General features: G+C 63.2%; 15 protein-coding genes. 13 read left to right on the top strand and 2 right to left on the bottom strand.

Features of this window, described 5'->3' with window-relative positions:
• Positions 1 to 77 precede the first annotated feature (77 nt).
• The 6 genes from CK221_RS05935 to CK221_RS05910 all read left to right on the top strand — a co-directional run bounded on the left by CK221_RS05935 (position 78) and on the right by CK221_RS05910 (position 5,905).
• Positions 78 to 230 (top strand): lasso peptide, encoded by a 153-nt coding sequence (locus CK221_RS05935; RefSeq protein ID WP_082953851.1) that lies wholly within the window; start codon positions 78 to 80, stop codon positions 228 to 230.
• 159 nt (positions 231 to 389) lie between these two features.
• On the top strand, positions 390 to 689 hold the full coding sequence (locus CK221_RS05930; protein ID WP_067003437.1) for a PqqD family protein: 300 nt from the start codon (positions 390 to 392) through the stop codon (positions 687 to 689).
• Complete coding sequence (locus tag CK221_RS05925) at positions 673 to 1,089, top strand: lasso peptide biosynthesis B2 protein (RefSeq protein WP_095777024.1); 417 nt, start codon at positions 673 to 675, stop codon at positions 1,087 to 1,089. The genes CK221_RS05930 and CK221_RS05925 overlap by 17 nt, the downstream gene beginning before the upstream one ends.
• A 3-nt stretch (positions 1,090 to 1,092) precedes the next feature.
• Entirely contained in the window at positions 1,093 to 3,012 is a 1,920-nt protein-coding gene (locus tag CK221_RS05920) for a lasso peptide isopeptide bond-forming cyclase (protein WP_095777023.1), read from the top strand.
• Positions 3,009 to 3,998, top strand: coding sequence for a serine kinase (locus tag CK221_RS05915; protein ID WP_095777022.1), 990 nt, complete (start codon positions 3,009 to 3,011; stop codon positions 3,996 to 3,998). The genes CK221_RS05920 and CK221_RS05915 overlap by 4 nt, the downstream gene beginning before the upstream one ends.
• Before the next feature lie 8 nt (positions 3,999 to 4,006).
• Complete coding sequence (locus CK221_RS05910; protein WP_095777107.1) at positions 4,007 to 5,905, top strand: ABC transporter ATP-binding protein; 1,899 nt, start codon at positions 4,007 to 4,009, stop codon at positions 5,903 to 5,905.
• On the opposite strand, the gene CK221_RS05905 is transcribed toward CK221_RS05910, so the two are convergent.
• Positions 5,876 to 6,145 (bottom strand): exopolysaccharide production repressor exox, encoded by a 270-nt coding sequence (locus CK221_RS05905; RefSeq protein ID WP_095777106.1) that lies wholly within the window; start codon positions 6,143 to 6,145, stop codon positions 5,876 to 5,878. The genes CK221_RS05910 and CK221_RS05905 overlap by 30 nt on opposite strands.
• A 606-nt stretch (positions 6,146 to 6,751) precedes the next feature.
• On the opposite strand from CK221_RS05905, the gene CK221_RS05900 reads away from it, so the two are divergent.
• The 3 genes from CK221_RS05900 to CK221_RS05890 all read left to right on the top strand — a co-directional run bounded on the left by CK221_RS05900 (position 6,752) and on the right by CK221_RS05890 (position 9,993).
• Positions 6,752 to 7,429 carry a sugar transferase gene (locus CK221_RS05900; protein WP_067003431.1) on the top strand — a complete coding sequence of 226 codons (678 nt, stop codon included), beginning with the start codon at positions 6,752 to 6,754 and terminating at the stop codon, positions 7,427 to 7,429.
• Positions 7,430 to 7,604: 175 nt separating this feature from the next.
• Complete coding sequence (locus tag CK221_RS05895; protein WP_095777021.1) at positions 7,605 to 8,792, top strand: polysaccharide biosynthesis/export family protein; 1,188 nt, start codon at positions 7,605 to 7,607, stop codon at positions 8,790 to 8,792.
• A 106-nt stretch (positions 8,793 to 8,898) separates the two neighbouring features.
• On the top strand, positions 8,899 to 9,993 hold the full coding sequence (locus CK221_RS05890) for an acyltransferase (protein WP_095777020.1): 1,095 nt from the start codon (positions 8,899 to 8,901) through the stop codon (positions 9,991 to 9,993).
• Positions 9,994 to 10,104: 111 nt separating this feature from the next.
• Here the strand turns inward: CK221_RS05890 and CK221_RS05885 are convergent, their stop codons facing one another.
• On the bottom strand, positions 10,105 to 11,388 hold the full coding sequence (locus tag CK221_RS05885; protein ID WP_095777019.1) for an O-antigen ligase: 1,284 nt from the start codon (positions 11,386 to 11,388) through the stop codon (positions 10,105 to 10,107).
• 627 nt (positions 11,389 to 12,015) lie between these two features.
• Here CK221_RS05885 and CK221_RS05880 point away from each other — a divergent pair.
• The 4 genes from CK221_RS05880 (at position 12,016) to CK221_RS05865 (ending at position 17,424) form a co-directional block, all read left to right on the top strand.
• Positions 12,016 to 12,942, top strand: a complete 927-nt coding sequence (locus tag CK221_RS05880; protein ID WP_095777018.1) for a TIR domain-containing protein — start codon at positions 12,016 to 12,018, stop codon at positions 12,940 to 12,942.
• A 101-nt stretch (positions 12,943 to 13,043) separates the two neighbouring features.
• Complete coding sequence (locus tag CK221_RS05875; protein WP_095777017.1) at positions 13,044 to 13,694, top strand: bifunctional DNA primase/polymerase; 651 nt, start codon at positions 13,044 to 13,046, stop codon at positions 13,692 to 13,694.
• Positions 13,691 to 15,862, top strand: coding sequence for a glycosyltransferase (locus tag CK221_RS05870; protein ID WP_095777016.1), 2,172 nt, complete (start codon positions 13,691 to 13,693; stop codon positions 15,860 to 15,862). Before CK221_RS05875 ends, CK221_RS05870 begins: the two co-directional genes overlap by 4 nt.
• The gene (locus tag CK221_RS05865; RefSeq protein ID WP_095777015.1) at positions 15,859 to 17,424 is read left to right on the top strand and encodes a glycosyltransferase; all 1,566 of its coding nucleotides are present in this window, start codon (positions 15,859 to 15,861) and stop codon (positions 17,422 to 17,424) included. The genes CK221_RS05870 and CK221_RS05865 overlap by 4 nt, the downstream gene beginning before the upstream one ends.
• Positions 17,425 to 17,487: the final 63 nt, after the last annotated feature.

Below are 17,487 nucleotides of genomic sequence, written 5' to 3'. Positions count from 1 at the left end.
GTGCAGCAATTGCGATGCAGCATAGCAATATGCTGGCGGCATTCCGACGCCGCTTCCAGTCTTAATTGGAGAATAGAATGGAACAGAATGTTGAAAAGCAAGAGTACGAGACCCCAAGCCTGACGGTTCACGGTTCGATCGAAACGATCACGCAGGGTGCCTCCGGGACGACGGCGCTTGACGCGGCATTTCCCGCGCACACACCGGTCGGTGAGCTCACCTTCTCCTGAGCTTGTAGCGCCCGGAGTTGTCACAGTTGGGGCTCCGGGCGTTCCCTTTCTTCGAACACTGAGCCGGGGCCTCCTGCCCGGGCTACCTGGACTCCCTAAGGATCGCAGGCAACCGATCCCGGTCGAGGTCACGCAAGCGTTCAACAATGAGGTTTTAGGATGCACTGGAACCCATCGAACCATGACCGCGTGGTCGCGAGCGGCGATGCCGTGGCTTGTGAATTCGGCAACGGACTGGCGCTGCTCCATCTTAAATCCAACATCTACTACAGCCTGAACGGCGTCGGCGCCTACATTTGGGAGCTGATCCAGGAGCCACGACCGATCCCCGACATAACAAGCGCGGTGCTCGCCCGCTATGATGTCGATACAGAACGCTGCAAGGCCGATGTCGAGGGCTTGCTCAAGGGACTGATCGAAGCCGGGCTTGCGAGGTTCCACCATGAGGAACTGGCCTAGGGTCCGCTCGCTTAGCGGGCCGGAGGCGCTGTTTCTGGCGCGCTGCCTGGCAGTGGTCAGCCTCGTGCGGCTGGGGCTTACGCTTTCGTCCTATAATCGCATGCGCGCTCTGGTGACTCGACTGGAAGCGAGGAATGACGCTGCCATCGCCGATCTGCGGCGCGTCGCATGGGGCGTTGCCGCTGCTGCGCGATACGTGCCGGGCGCCAGCTGCCTTACCCAGGCGCTCGCCGGACAGTATCTGCTTGCCCGCCAGGGCAAGGCCTCCACGATCAGCATCGGCATCGCGCGCGACCCCGGCGCCGATCTCAAGTCGCATGCCTGGCTGATCAGCGGCGACCACATCGTGCTTGGCGGCTCCATCAACGGCTTTGCCCATCTTGTCGATCACGGACACTAGGCGATGAGCGGCGTCGCCGGAATTCTGCTCAGACAGGATGGCAGCCCAGCGGCGGCGGCCGACATCCAGCAGATGCTGGCGCGCATGCGCCACCGGGCGCGCGACGGCAGCTCATGGTGGACGGACAGACACGCAGCACTAGGCCATGCCTGGCTCAACACGACCGGCGAGCAGGGCCCTGGGCCGCTGACAATGGCCGGCGGCAAGCTCGCCATTACGGCCGATTGCCGGCTGGACAACCGCGAGGAGCTTCTGGCGCGGCTCGGTGTGCGCGACCGATCGGCCGCCGACGCCATACTGCTGATGCACGCCTATCTCAAATGGGGCGAGGCCTGTCCGACCTACCTGCAAGGCGATTTCGCCTTCGCGGTCTGGGACGCCGAGCGCCGGGCGCTTTTTTGCGCGCGTGACCATTTCGGCGTCAAACCTTTCTACTACCACTGCGCCGACAGGCGCTTTGCCTTCGCATCGGAGATCGGCCCACTTCTGGCGCTGGACGGTGTCGGCAGGGCGCTCAGCGAGCATCAGATTTCCGGCTTCCTCGCCGGCCTGCCGGACGATCCGCAATCCACGCTCTATGCGGAGATCTTTCGCTTGCCCGCTCGGCACAGCATGACGGTGACCAACAATCAGGTCGTGCTGAGCCGCTACTGGGAGATTGAGCCGTCACAAAGGCCGCTGCGTTCGGATGCAGCGGACGAGTTCCTGCATCTTTTCGCGCGATCGGTTGAAAACCGGATGCGGGGCAATCCGTCCGTCGGTGCCATGCTGAGTGGTGGGCTCGATTCGTCCTCGATCGCCTGCATGGCCGGACTTCAAGCTGCGGCGACGCAGAAGCCGAAGCTCAAAACTTTCTCGCTGGTCTTCGAGAGGGGGTCTTCGATGGACGAGCGGCCCTTCATCGATGCAGTGCTGGAGCAATATGGGCTCGACGGCACGCTGATCGCGGTCGGCAACTATGCGCCCTTCGCCGAGTTTGATCGCATTCTGGAGGAACAGGAAGGGACCTTCCTGGCGCCCGGTCTGTCCTTGACCCGCAGCGTCTATCGCACCGCGAGCGCTAAGGGCGTCACAGTGCTTCTCGACGGCCACGGCGGTGACGAGGTCGTATCGCAAGGTCATGGGTATCTGCATGAGCTCGCCCATCGCGGCAGGTGGCTGGAGCTGTGGCGCGAGCTGCACAGTGCCGCCAACACCTATGGCGACGGGATGCTGCCTCTGTACTTCAAGTTCCTCGCCGCCTACGGGCCGGCCTGGCGGATTGCCAGGATGAGGGCGAAGGCCAAGCGCCTTCTCGGAAAACTGCGGCGCAGACCCTCCCATGCACCGCGCGCGGCGTGGGCAGGACTGGTCAATCCGGAGCTTGCCAGGCGTACCGATCTCGCCGAACGTTTCCATTGCGCGGCCTATATGCCCGCCAATGTCAGCACCAGCGAAGCGCTCACCCATCGCTGGCTTTTGTCCACCGGGCTGGTGCCCCATGCTTTCGAGGTTCTCGACAAGGCCGCCGCCAATTTCGGCGTCGAACCGCGCTATCCGTTCTGGGACAAGCCGCTGGTCGAATTCTGCTTGGCATTGCCGGGCGAGGAAAAGCTGCGCAACGGCTTCGGCCGCCATGTGCTGCGCCGGGCGATGGAAGGCGTGCTGCCGCCGGCGGTGCAGTGGCGGCGCGACAAGATCGATTTCACCGCCAGCCTGGTCAAAGGCATGATCGTCAACCATCGCGATCTGCTGGACCGGCTGCTGGTGTCGGACAACGACTTGATCGCCCCCTATGTCAATCTGCCCGAGGTGAACGCGGTCTATGCGCGCATGCTGCAGCGGCCCGAGCAGGCGACGCTGCCCGACGTCCAGCATATCTGGCGTTCGGCCTCACTGTCGCTATGGCTGCGGCAGGTCCAACAGCATGGAAGCCCTGCATGAACTCTCCAGCCGCTTCACTTGCCGCGAGGCCCGGCTCCGCCATCGAAGCGGCCCCTCGAAACGGGCGTGCCCGTCGGTTCTACAAGGCGTACGGCCTGACGATCGGGTCGGAGGTGGCTTTGCCGGAACTGGAACCGACCGCGCCGGCAACACCGGACATCGAGATCGCTGTTGGGCCGATCGATTTTCCGGAGGCTGCATTGGCTAACGCCGCGGCCTTTCGCTTCGAGCCGACACGCCAGTACCTGTCCTGGCAAGCCGTCGGCACTTTCCTGATCAGCGATGCCTCCCGGATCGATGTCGATCCGGCGCCGGGCGTCGATGATCCGCTGCTTGCCTTCCCACTTTTGGGTCCGGTGCTGGCGCTCACGCTGCATCAGCGCGGTCTGCTCGTCCTGCACGCCAGCGCGATCGCCGTTGGCGGGCAAAGCGTGATCTTCATGGGCGACAAGGGTGCCGGCAAGTCGACCACGGCGGGCGCGATGATCCGCGCCGGTCACCTTCTGCTTACCGACGATGTCGTGGCGCTGGACCTGTCCGATCCTTCACGGCCGATGATCCTGCCCGGCTTTCCGCAGCTCAAGCTTGCAGCGGATGCCGCGAAGGCCATCAGGATCGGCCGAGCGGAAGTGCGGCCGCAGGTGCATCCGCAGATCGAGAAGGCGCAGCATCGCCTGCGAGACGGATTCTCCGGCGAGGCCGTGCCGGCGGCCCGGATCTATGTGCTGGAGCGCGACGGGCAGGCGGCGATCACACCGCTAAAGGGCGCCGCCGCCCTGCCGGCGATCATCAAATTTTCCTATGTCACGCGGTTCGGCCGGCAGGCGCTGGTCGGCGATTTCGCGTCCACGCATCTCGGTCAATGCGCGCAGCTGGCCGGCCGGATCGGCGCCAGCCGGCTCGAAGTGCCGGCAGGTCTGGAGCGGATCGACGAGGCCGTCACCCTGATCGAGCGCGATCTGGCCGCCGGTTCTCGGGCAAGGTGAGCAGCGGCATGGCCTGGTCCTCGAAACTTCGCCTGACACTTTTGCGGGATGTGGCCGGCTTCGGTGGTGTCATGGCGCATATCGGCGGGCAGCGCACGCTGACGGCGCTTGCCTTCCTGGTCCTCGGCAGTCTGACCGAGGGCCTCTCGATCCTGCTTTTGATCCCGCTCTTGCATCTGATCGGCAGTGCCGACCAGGATTTCGCCGTGCGCGTACCGGGCGCCTTGCGCTGGCTGGTGCCGGGCGGCACGCTCTCGCTGGCGACGGTGCTCTGCCTGCTCGTCGCGCTGGTGGCGCTGCAGGCGATGTTCAACCGCTTCAAGTCGCTCTACATGGCGCGGCTGCTCTACGACTTCGTCAACCGGGTGCGCATGAACCTGTTCGAGAGCATCGGCAAGGCGCGCTGGGGCGTCTTCACCCGCATGCGCAGCTCCGATCTCGACCACGCCATGACCGGCGACATCGACCGCGTTCAGGCCGCAGCCTTCTCGCTGCTGATGCTCGCCCAGACGGCGCTGCTGCTTGCCGGCTATCTCGTGGTGTCGCTGTTCATCTCTCCGGTGATGACGTGCTTCGCCATCCTGATCGGCGTGCTCTTGTTCATCGCGCTGCAGCCCTTCCGTGCGCGCGCCACCGCCTACGGTCGCGTGCTGACCGGCAGCCGCCAGGACCAATACCGCACGGTGTCGGAGTTCCTCGGCGGCATCAAGGTGGCCAAGAGCCTGAATGTCGAGGCGAGCTATTTCGCGCAACTCCGCGCGACGCTGGACAAGATGAAGGCGGACAATGTCGCCTATGTCCGCAACAGCACCATCGGCACCGCGCTTTTCCAGGTCGCGAGCGTAATGGGGCTCAGCCTGTTCATCTACATCGCGCTGGTCCGCTTCCATCTCTCCCTTGCGGAAATCGTCGTGTTGCTCCTGGTCTTCATGCGGGTCGCGCCCCGCTTCATGGACATGCAGGTGCAGGCGCAGCAGATGCTGATCAACCTGCCGGCCTACACCGCCATGCAGGCCCTGCAGGCGCGCTTCGATGCCGAGCGCGAGATGGAGCCCGGCGATGCCGCGCAGAACGCAAGGCTGTCGCTCGACAGGGGCCTCGATATCCGCGACGTCTCGTTCGCCTATGGCGCCGGCGATGGAAGGCCGGTGGTGAGCGGCATTAGCTTCGGCCTTCCCGCCGGCGAGGTGACGGCGCTGATCGGCCCGTCCGGTTCGGGCAAGAGCACGATGGCCGACATGCTGCTTGGGCTGCTCGAGCCGAGCCAGGGCAGTATCCTGGCGGACGGTGTCGAGATCACCGCGCAAAACCGCAGGGCCTGGCGCGGCCAGGTGGCCTATGTGCCGCAGGACGTATTTCTGCTGCACGACACCATCGGCGCCAATCTGCGCCTGGCGGCGCCGCAGGCCAGCGACGAGGAGCTGTGGGCGGCGCTGCGCAAGGCTCATGCGGCCGACTTCGTCGAGCGGCTCGACCGGAGGCTCGAAACGGTGGTGGGCGATCGCGGCGTCAGGCTTTCCGGCGGCGAACGTCAGCGCATCGCGCTGGCACGGGCGCTGCTGCGCGAACCCTCGCTGCTCATCCTCGACGAGGCGACGAGCGCGCTCGACTGGCAGAATCAGTCGCTGATCGCTCAATCGATCGAGGAACTGCGCGGCAAGATGACTATCCTCACCATCGCGCATCGGCCGTCGATGATCGCCTTTGCCGACTGGGTCGTGGCCATCGAGGGCGGCCGCATCGTCGAGGTCGGGCAATATCAGCGGCTGAAAGCAAAGTCGGGCAGCCGGCTGGCCAGGATGCTCTCCGGCGAACGGGCCGAACGGGAAACCGCAACATGGGCCTACAATGCGCCGCCCCCTGCGCCGGCTGAACGATCAGCGGAGGCTGCCGCGCCGCGCGGTTAGCTTTTCGCCATCGGGCACCTTGTTGATGCCACGGTCGGCCTGCCGCGCCTTGTCGGCGGGTATCGGCCCGCTCCTGGCGATCATGGCGAACACCAGAACGAAGTACCCCACCTGAATGACGACAGCGCAAATCACGGCGCGCATGATGATGGTGCCAAGCGATTCGCCGTCGAGCCAGGACCAGCCGACTACAACAGCGAGCGTGAATATCATCCCGACGATGAACTTTGGCAAAGACATGCTCGTCGGCCCGTCAACCGGCACGCGCATGCAAAGGCTGTGGCTTACCCACCCGCGTAACTCCCCGTTCCGCCAGAGAGCTATTTCTGGCTGCCCAATCCGACCGGTTGCTTCCGGCCTTTCCGACCCATCCAGACTATGACAGCAACAGTTTGCCACTCTATTAAGGCGAGACCTTTGCGGCAAGGCCAAATGCACATCAAGTCAAGGGTTTCGCGGCATCGACTCTGCCATGTTGCGGCGCACACCCCTGCATCGCCACCTATTCACTATAGCGAAATCCTCGACAGTAGAACCCGAAACATTAACCAGTATTTAATGCGAAGAACTTACCTGCGCGAGTGATTCCTACGACGTGCAACCGTCGTTCGTCTGCAGCAAAGAATGCATTGCCCAAAATCAGCCTGAAAGCTGTACTACATCTCCCAAAAAACCTCTCACCTTGTCATAAACATGCCACAAAGGCCAAAATTTGGGCAGGGCAGGTTTATTATTTGATCAATTCATGACGGGAACATTTCACGCGAATGGGAAATTGTGTGTTGCGCTGCAGCATTTTTTTGGTATCGTGCCGTAAACCATCCGTTCAACGTATGGAGCTTTTGCATGAGGGACGTCGCCAAGCCGGCTAATGCGGGTTTTTCGCAGGCCGGCATTGATTTTCCACCCCCCATCGGCGGTCTGCTCAAACGCAGTTTCGATATCGTCGGTTCCCTGGCGGGTCTGGTCCTGCTCAGCCCGCTTTTCCTGATGGTCGCCCTGCTGGTCAAGCTTTCCGACCGCGGCCCGATCTTCTACGGCCACAAGCGGATCGGTCGCGGCGGAAGGATTTTTGCCTGCCTCAAATTCCGCACCATGGTGCAGGATGGCGAGAAGGTGCTCGCCGCGCACCTGGCCGCGAATCCGGATGCCGCCGCCGAATGGGCGGCGACGCGCAAGCTGAAGGACGATCCGCGCGTGACGCGTGTCGGCGCGGTGCTGCGGAAGCTCAGCCTCGACGAGCTGCCGCAAATCATCAACATCCTGCAGGGCGACATGAGCCTGGTCGGGCCCCGCCCTGTCGTACGCGACGAGCTCGAGATCTACGGCAGCGCCGCAGTCTATTATCTGAAGTCGCGCCCGGGCCTCACCGGGCTGTGGCAGGTGAGCGGGCGCAACGACGTGTCCTACGACACGCGCGTCGCCTTCGATCGCCACTATGTCGAGAACTGGTCGATGGTCGAGGACATTCGCATCATCGTCAAAACCGTGCCTGCCGTGTGGATGGCGCGCGGCAGCTATTGACCGCCAGGCCTGTCCCGCCAATCTCGGGACAGGCGTCCGGCAGTAATCTCATCGGGCGGATGGGGCTAACGCGGATCGGAAACGTTCATTGAAAAACCACCCCCTCGGACTCCTTTCCAAGGCGCCCAGCCGATTTGCGGCCGTGGCGCTTGCCCTGTCTCTTGCGATTCCCACCATGGCGGTGGCTGGAGACTATCGTCTCGGGCCGCAGGACAAGCTCAACATCCGCATTGCCGAGTGGCAGACGGTCGACGGCACGTTCCGCGACTGGTCATCCATCAACGGCGACTATTCGGTCGGCCCCGCCGGCACGCTCTCGGTACCGTTCGTCGGCGAGATGCAGGCGGCCGGTAAGACGACCTCGGAGATCGCTGCCGCGATCGGTCTCGCGCTGCAGCGCAAGCTGGCACTGCCCGACAAGCCTGAAGCCTCGGTCGAGATGGCGCAGTTCCGGCCATTCTACATTTCGGGCGAAGTGCAGAACCCTGGCCAATTCCCCTACGTGCCGGACCTTACGGTACTGAAGGCGGTGAGCATCGCCGGCGGCATCCGGCGCAACGCCGATTACGGCCCTCAGCTCGGCAAGGACCTGGTCACCGCCAAGGGCAGTTTCGATATCTATGACGACCAGCGGCTGCGGTTGATCATAAAGCGTGCCCGCATCGACGCAGACCTTGCCGGCAAGACGAGCTTCGAGATTCCGAAGGAGGCTGCGGACGACCCGAGAACGCAGGCCATCGTTGCCGACGAAATGCAGATCCTCACGGCCGACCAGAAGGCGCTGAAGCTGAAGCTGGACGCGCTTGATGACCTGAAAGGCGTGCTCGAAGGCGAGATCGAATCGCTGCAGAAGAAAATCGCCAACCAGCAGCAGCAAGTGGATCTGGCGCAGCAGCAGCTCACCAGCATCGGTCCGCTGGCCCAGAAGGGCCTTGTCGCCAATGCGCGACTGCTCGATTCGAAACAGTCGGTGGCGGACCTGCAGGGCAAGATCCTGGATTATGAGACGGCCATCCTCACCGCCAAGCAGTCGATCAGCAAAGCTGATCAGGACGCCATCGATGCCCGCAACACGCTCAATTCCAACCTGGCCGCGAGCCGGCAGCAGGCCGAGGCCGACCTGAACGAGGCGACGCTGAGGACTGCCATGCAGAAGGGCCTGATCGCCGCGGCCTCGGATCCCGCAATGGCGGCTGCGATAACAGGCGGCCAGGAACCGGCCCTGCTGTATTCGCTGGTGCGTGTTGCCGACGGCAAGACCAGCGAGATCGACGCCAAGGAAGACACGCCGGTGCTGCCGGGCGACGTCATCAAGGTGAAGCTGGCGCCGAGTGCCGGCGGCCCACCTATGGCCAGCCAGTAGCCAGGCGCCCGGGCCTCGCTCAGCGCGGTCTGCGGGAGGAACAAGTCAGGCTCGTTCGCGCCAAGGTGCGGGCGAGCAATCTGTTTGGACCGCTTGAAGGCATAGAATGCAGCCTGCCGCTCCGCGTCACGTCTACCTCAACCTCGACGCCATCCGCGGCGTGGCGGCGATCAGCGTGATGCTCTATCACTTCTCGCCCTTTCTGGCCGATGGCAAAGTGCTGCCGTCGAGCTATCTTGCGGTAGACCTGTTCTTCCTGCTCAGCGGCTTCGTTATCGCCCATGCTTACGACCGCAAGATCGAGAACGGCATGGGCTTCGGCACCTTCCTGGCCATCCGCTTGATACGCCTCTACCCGCTCTACCTCGCCGGCACGTTGCTCGGCTGCTTCTATCTGCTGATCAAGAACAGGCTGATTGCGACGGAATACATGCCGTTGTCGGAGATCGGCACGCAGCTCACGACAGGCATACTCTTCATTCCGCTGGTCGGCGATGCCTACCATACGATCTTTCCGCTCAATCCCGCTTCGTGGTCGCTGTTCTTCGAGCTGATCGTCAACATCGCCTATGCCGCCGTCTTCTTCCTGCTGTCGAAACGTGTGCTGACGGTGCTGGTGGCTGTCAGCCTGGTGCTGCTGATCGTCGCCTCGGCACTTGCCGGCACGCTCGATTTCGGCATGACCGGCAAGACCATCATTAGCGGGCTGCCGCGCGTGTCGTTCTCCTTCTTCCTCGGCGTGCTGCTCTGCCGGTCGATGGCGCGCTACCAGGATGGCCTCGGCTTTCTGCGGCGCGGCTGGTGGGTCGAGGCCGCGATCCTGCTTACGCTGATCGTCTTCGCCATCGCGCCTGCGGGTGCTGCCGGGCGTGTCGCCTACGACCTCGCCTCTATCGCCGTCGTGTTCCCGCTGATGGTGGTGACCGGCGCGGTGGCACCGACGGCGCCGCGACTGGCTAACTTCTATGGCTGGCTGGGGCGGGTCTCCTACCCGATCTACATCATCCACACGCCGATGCTGATGATCATCGCCGGGGCCGGCAAGGCGGCGTCGGTCGACCCGTTCGCGCATCATCCCTGGTTCGGCATCGTGATGGCCGTTGTAGTCATCGTCATCGCCGACATTGCCACCCGCATCTATGACGAGCCGGTACGCCGCTTCCTGCAGCGGCAAATGCAGCGCTCGCGAGCCGTGGCCTAAAGCGCGTCGCAATCTTTCAGATTTGCTCCATGCCCTTTTAGGTTTTGATTTTAAGCATGTCTTTGACCCGAAATCGGTTCTCGCTTTCGGGGGACTAGGCGAAAACCGCGATCAGACCGGCGCCGGCATGTGGCCGTTGGCAGGCTTTTCATCCTGGACAGGAATGGCAACCCGCCGTCGCCGGGCAACCGGCAGCGGGTTCAGCTTGAACAGCCCATAATAGACGATGAAGGAGGCCATGAAATAAGGGCCGAGGATCTCGACCTCGAAGAAGGAGCGGATTAGCATCAGCCCGACGGCGCCGGCGAGCACCACCGAATCGGCGCTCCAGACCCCGAACACCACCTTCGAGATATGGCCGTAGAAGGCGCGCAGGATGATCAGCGCCAGCATGGTGACGCCGACGAAGCCGATCTCGACCAGGGTCTCGATATAGGTGTTGTGGAAATGGAAGCCGGTGCGGGTCGTGATGTAGAACTCGGCCCACAACCGTTCCGGATCGGCGAACCCTTGCACCCAGTAGGCGGCATAGCCGTAGCCGAGCAGCGGGTGCAGCTGCGCCGCCTCCCAACCCTGCTGCCAGAGATAGGTGCGGCCGGTCAGCGTCGAATCCTTGCCGAAGATGCCGAGCACGACGTCCAGCAGGCCGAGGTTCAGCGCGGCCACAACGCCGGCCACCAACGCGCCGCCGCCGACCACGAACAGCACGCGGCGGTAGCGCCGCGACAGGACCCTGCTCATGGTGAGCAAGATGACGATGCCGAGCACCGCCGGCAGCGAGGCGACGGATGTCGCCGAGTGGGAGATTGCCAGCATGTATGCCGACATCAGGATGATCGGCGCGGTCCAGAAGAAGCTCAGCCAGTTGCGCCGGTAAAACATCAGGAAGACGAAAGACAAAAAGATGCCGAACGACGAGAAGAACCCGACCTGGTTCTTGGAGGCGAAGGCGCCGACGAAATTGAAGGTGCCGTCCATTATGTCCAGCGCGTAAGCGTTGACTTTCAGCGAGTAGAGCAGGACGACGAATATCCCGATCAGCGAGCCCAGGACCAGCGTCCGCACGCTGATGGTGCGGGCCGCGATATAGGCACAGACGATATGCGAGGAATATTGCACCGCCGCACGCGCGCTGATGCCGGCAGCCTGCGACCAGAAGACCGACAGGCAGACATAAGTCGCGAAGAGTATCGGCAGCCAAGCGTTCGAGAGCTTCCAGGTGAAACGCCGGTAGTCGACGAAGAACAGCGGCAGCCAGACCGCGTAATAGGCGAGGATTAGGACCTGACCGAAATTGCTGGAATAGGCAAAGGCAAGAACGGAAACCGCGACGGCAAAGGCGCCATAGGCCTTGTTTGCCTCCGGATCGAGCAGAATGGATTTTGGAATCTTCATGCCGGATTTTTCGTCCGTTCAGCCTTGGAGCAATTCCAGGAAAAGTGTGTGACCGTCTTCCGTCGGGAATTGCGTAAACAACAGTTAGCGCGGTTCAGTGTCTGATAGCCGGCACGAGCCGATGTTCGGCCCTACCGGTTCATTGTGCACTGCAGCATAATCTATCGCCCTATCGCCGATCGCTCAACCGGAAATGTCGCCACGGGCAAAGAGGCGTTATCACAGGCATATCGCACAGCGAAAAGGCCGGAATGGGGCGGCCTGTTGCTCGTTGCCGGATGATCCCTTCCGAAAATCGATTTCGATTATCGGCTCATGCGAGAACAGGTCCCCGAGCAAGATGCCCAGCGTCCGCCGCGTTCTTCCGAGCGGAGGAGCGTTGGCCTTTGTTCTTCGGCGTCGTCGCCGACTTTGCAATCTTGAAGTGTTGTCCTGAGTACGGTGCAGTCGATGACGACCGGGAGGTGGCAAAAGCTCGACATCACCACCGAGCGCGAGCTGTTCCTGCAGTTTTTCCAGCACCGCGCCGAGGTGTAGCGGCAGGCGTGTCATGGTAATGCAGTCGTTGCAATGAGATAGGACAACCGCCTACGCTGTGAGGACTCTTATCGCGCCGGAGAAAAACGAATGGCCAAGCCGCGAATCTTCCTGGGCTCGTCAGGAAAACAGAAGAAGCTGCTGCAGGCGCTGCAGCGTGGCCTTGAAGATATTGCCAATGTCGAACCCTGGACGACATCCTTCAATCCCGGGACGACAACGCTGGGGCGTCTCCTCGAGCTGACGCGCGAGGTCGACTTCGCCGCTTTCGTGTTCGCCCAGGACGACTGGACGAGCGCGAGCCAGCCGGAATCGACCACAGTTCCCGCCCAGGCTTCTCCGCGAGACAATGTGGTTTTCGAGGCCGGCCTGTTCGGCGGGGTTCTCGGCATGCGCCGGACCTTCATCCTGCATGCGAATGGTGCCAAGCTTCCCAGCGATCTGCTCGGCCTGACGTCGGTACGCTACGGCGAGGCAGCGACCGCCGCGGAGACCAGAGCGATCAATCAAAAACTGCGGAATGCCATTGAAAATGAGGGGCGAGTCGCCCGCATAGAGGGGTTTTGGTGGCAGTTCTCCCTGTCAGAGCGCACAGCAAGGGAGCCTTCCGCGGTCAGTCTGCTCAGGATCTCGCGGGACCGCAACGGCGCGCTGGAACTGAACGGCCGCTCATGGCAGGAGAATGGCAGCCTGTCAGCCAGATACTGGAGCGAGGCGTCGAAGGAGAAAGGAGAGTCTTCGGGCATCTTCTACTACTGGAACGGGGAACGGCCGTTGGACGCCAACGCGCCGCAGCTGCACGGGACAGGCGAAATCCGGCTGGAATCCGCCGAGCGCGCGTCCGGATATTTTACGACACGTTCGGACACGAATCCGGAGGTGAATGCGCGAACGTCCGGCGTCTATCTGCGCGCCGATCCGCAGGACTTAGCCATCCTGGACGGGAACGACAATCAGCGGCGCGTGGAGTTGATCGCAGAACGGCTAAGTCACTGGAAGTCGATCAAGAATGTCTGACGACAGTGCTGGCAGTCGCGGCGAAGGCGCCGGCGCTTGACGAACGGACCGTTCGGCTCAACAGATTGTCGGGAACGTCTCGATCCCGGAACATTTGGCGGATGCAGGCTGGGGCACTGACCGACTATGCCATAAGGCTGTTCGAGCGCGGCTATATCTGCCTGCCGCTTCGTGCCGGCGGCAAGCATCTCGACCTCGCGGCCATGGAGCATGATCCGTTGCACCTGCGGACGTTGCGCAAGGACCTGAAGGAACTGGCGTTCACCTCCATCACCTTCCAACTGGCGCAGAAGCCGCCGGGCCGCAGCGACATCGCGCGCTGGTTTGGCGACTTTGCCGGCAATGTCGGCATATTGGGTGGATTTGCGAACCTGATGATCCTCGATTTCGATGACGACGCCGGCTACCGTGCCTGGCGGTCCAGTCACAAGGCGATTGCGAACGGCACGCCAATAGCAAAATCGCCGAGCGGATTTCATGTCTATCTAAGAACGCGGGAACCGGTGGTCTCTTCCAGCCTCCATTTCGGCTTGCGCCGGGTGGGTCACGCGAAGGCGCTGGGCGGTTATGTCGTGGGCTGCCCATCGGAGCTGAAGGACGGCTCCTCCTACAGCTGGATCGAAGGCCAGTCGCCATTCGACATGGAACCTCAGGTGGTGGGCAATCTTGACAGTCTTTCGCTGCGCCCGGTGTCGGTGCTCAAGCATTGCTATGACCGGCTGCTCAAGCGTGGCTTCTTCGAACAGCAATGAGCGGCTCACCTGTGGCGGCTGACATCACCGTCGTTATCCCGGCAAGAAACGCGGCTGCTACCATCGAAGCGGCACTCGGCAGTCTGGCTTCCGACAGAGCGGTCATCCGCGAGATTCTCGTGATCGACGACGGGTCGAACGACCAGACAGCTGCGATGGCGAGGCAAAGCGCGCACCGTCACGGCTTGCCGCTGGACGTGGTGGGCGTTCGACTGGGCAAAGCGGGCGCCGCGCGCAATGTCGGACTCGAGCGGGCAAGCGGCAGATCCATATTCTTTCTCGATGCCGACGACGAGGTGATGCCCGGCAGCCTGTCGCGGCTGAGCGCGGCGCTGGCAGGCCCGCCTCGCGCCGGCCTTGCCGTCGGGGCCAGCATACGGCGGACAAAAGGCCGGCCGGACAAGCTCAAGGCACCGCAAGGCTACGGCCCGGACCGGCGAGAGAATGTGCGGCGCTACCTTCGCAACGAAGTGTGGCCAATCGCGATGGGAAGCGCCCTGGTCGCCGGCTGGGCGACCGCAAACCTCCGCTTTCCGGAAACGATCGGTCTCGATGAGGACACCTGCTACTGGACCGCCGTGCTGGCCCGTGCGGACGTGGTTACCGTCGAGACCCCGGTGCTGCTCTACCACCATGACGAGGAACGTATGGCGCGCCGCTTCATCACGGCACCGCGCAGGACCTTCCTTGCCATAGCGCTGGAACTGGACGGGCTGGCTGCCGCCGGCGTCGAACGGGAGGCGGTGCAGTGGCGAAAGGCCTGGATAGCTCAGCGGATCGCCCGACAGTTGATCAGGCACCGCAAGTTCGCCGATGCTGGCGGCATGATGCGCGCGGTCCGAGCGCATAAGGAGCTGGGCCGCAGTTGGAAGGCGATGCGATATCTGGCCAGGATCCGAATCGGGCGACTGACCGAGACTGAGGCTAGGATGTCGCCAATGCCCAATTCAGCGACGTCGCGCCGCACGCTGATCATATGCCACGACCCGCCGTTTCCGCCGAGGTCCGGCGCCGATCTCCGGAATTTCGGCAACGCGACGGCGGCAGCCGCGTTCGGCCCGGTTTGCCTGGCCTCGCTCCTGCCGCGAAGCAGCGACGTCCAACCTGCCGGGCCCGACATTCGCGTGACTGAGCTCATGAACAAGTCCGAACCGCGAGCGCCTTCGCTCGCCCGCTGGAGGGCCAAGGGCGAGAGCCGGATACCGCTCCCGGCGCTGGCGCGGCTCAAGGCGCTCGTAGCGGATTTTCGCCCGGATACTATTGTCGTCGAAGGCGTTGGTCTGTTCAGATTTCTCGCTCCGTTGCGGCCGATGGTCCGGCAACTCGTTCTGGACATGCACAATGTCGAATCGGATCTCGCCGGTCAGTTGCCGCGCAAGAAGCGTTGGCGGCCGTTTTCCTCAGACCTCAGGGCGCTCGAGAGAAAGGCGGCAGCCATCGTCGACCGGATCTGGGTGTGCTCGCAACGGGACCGCCAGCGGCTGGAGGCGTTTGTCCGGCCGCAAGTCTCCGTCCACATCGTGCCAAACGGCATCCCGCGAGCGGACGAGCTGCCGCGGCTACTGCCGCTGCAGCGAGCCGTCTCGGATGCGTTTCCCCTTATCCTCTATGTTGGGCATCTGGGCTATCAGCCGAACGTCGACGCCGCCGAGCGGCTGGGGCACACCATCTTGCCCCGCATTCGCCAGACGCTGCCGACCGCGAAGCTCGTTCTTGCCGGCCGTTCGCCCGAGTCGCGCGTTCGCGCCCTGGCCAGACTGGATGGGGTCAGTCTGGTCGAAGATCCGGACGATATCAGACCTCTGTTGTCCGTTGCCCATCTCGGCATCGTCCCGCTTGCCATGGGCGGCGGCACGCGGATCAAGATCCTCGAAGCAATGGCCTGGGGGGTCCCGGTCATTGCAACGCCGCTGGCAGCCGAGGGTCTCGACCTGATTGAGGGCGACGAGGTGCTTCTGTCGGACACCGACGAGGGATTGGCCGACATGGCGGTCAGACTTTGTTCCGACGATGCGCGCATGGCCAGCCTTCGCGCCCGGGCCCATGACGCCGCATGGTCGCGGTTCGGGCCGCAAGCGATCCGCGAGGCCGTCGGTCAGGGCCTGGGCCTGGATGGCACCCGCGTCGACGCCGACTGTGACCAAGTTCAAGCCGTGAGCCGCGGATGATCCCGAGAATCCTGCACCAGACGTGGAAGACCGACATCGTCCCACCCCGTTTCCAAGGCTATGTCGACAGCTGGAAGCGGCATCATCCGGACTGGACGATGATGTTCTGGAACGATCGGACTTTGCTCGAGTTCGTGGCCGCACACTATCCCAGCTTCCTGCCGACCTTTTGCAGCTACGAGTATGGTATCCTGCGCGCCGACGCGGGTCGCTATCTGCTTCTCCACCATTTCGGCGGCGTCTATGCCGATATCGATTGCGAATGCGTGGCGCCGTTCGATCCGCTCCTGTGCGAGGATCGGATCGTGTTCTGCACGGAGCCGGACGCCCACGCACGCGTGCAGGCGGACTTTCGCGGATTGCCTTACCTTCTGTTCAACGGGACTATGGCCAGCCCGCCGGGACACCCGTTCTGGCTTCATTTGCTGTCGTTCCTGCCCGGGCTCGTCCGCGCAAAACAGGCGATCGACGCCACCGGGCCGTGCGTGCTTACCTCCGCGCAACTCGGCTATCCTGACCAGACGGCGTTTGCGATCCATCCGGCCGAATTGTACTCGCCTCTCGATTCGTCGGGAAAGCGGGCGGGCAGCGGGGGCATGACGTTGTCGATCCACCACTGGGCGGGCACATGGTGGACGCCGGAGAGGCCCACCCGGTTGCGGCATAGGCTGCGCAAGTTGATCTACCAGGCCCGGAACCGCCTGACGCGCGGGACTGTTTCCGATGAACAAGCCGCCCGGCAAAGCGTCAGCCAAGCGGCCATCGCGGCGCCGCCGCCATTGGGATCCAACCTCGCCGTGCTGGTGCCGCTGCGCGATGCGGCCCAACACATAGAGCCATTCCTCGCCGCGTTGCGGCAGCTCGACTTCCCAAAGGACAAGATGAAGCTCGTCTTTTGCGAAGGCGACAGTTCAGATGGCAGCTGGGAGCGGTTGCAAGGCGCCACTGCGGCCCTGGGCAAGGACTATCGCGAAGTCGTGCTGCTGCGGAAAAAACTCGGCACCGAGCTTGACCGCGACAAGCGAGCGAACCGGCAGCTGCAACGCTTCAGGCGCAGCGGCATCGCCAAGGTGCGTAACCATCTGATCGATCATGGGCTGAGAGACGAGGACGACTGGGCGCTGTGGATCGACATCGATGTCTGGCGTTTTCCAGCGGACGTCGTGACCCGGCTGATTGCAAGGGGGCACCGCATCGTCGCGCCGCACTGCGTGAAAGTCCCAGGCGGCGACAGCTTCGACCTCAACAGTTTCGTCACTGTGCGGCACAACAGAGATCATGACTACTTCCGCCATGTTCACGACGGTCTCTATCAGCCTCCGCGGCACACACATGCAAGGCTGCATATGAGCGATGTCCGCCACCTCGACAGCATCGGCCTGGACGGTGTCGGCGGCACCATGCTCTTGGTCGATGTCGCCTTGCATCGCGGCGGCCTTCGCTTTCCGGAGATCCCCTATCGCGACCTGATCGAGACCGAGGGTTTCGGTGCCCTGGCGAACGATCTCGGCATCAGGCCGATCGGACTGCCGCGGCTGGAGATACAGCACGTCCCCTGGTGAGGCCCGTCTTTCCCAGTTTCCCTCCAGAAACGGCCGGCCGCGGAGGGCAGCGTCGCAGGTGCG

This window comes from Mesorhizobium sp. WSM3868, assembly GCF_002294785.1.
Classification (GTDB): Bacteria; Pseudomonadota; Alphaproteobacteria; order Rhizobiales; family Rhizobiaceae; genus Mesorhizobium.
This window is presented reverse-complemented; position numbering and strand designations above follow the sequence as displayed.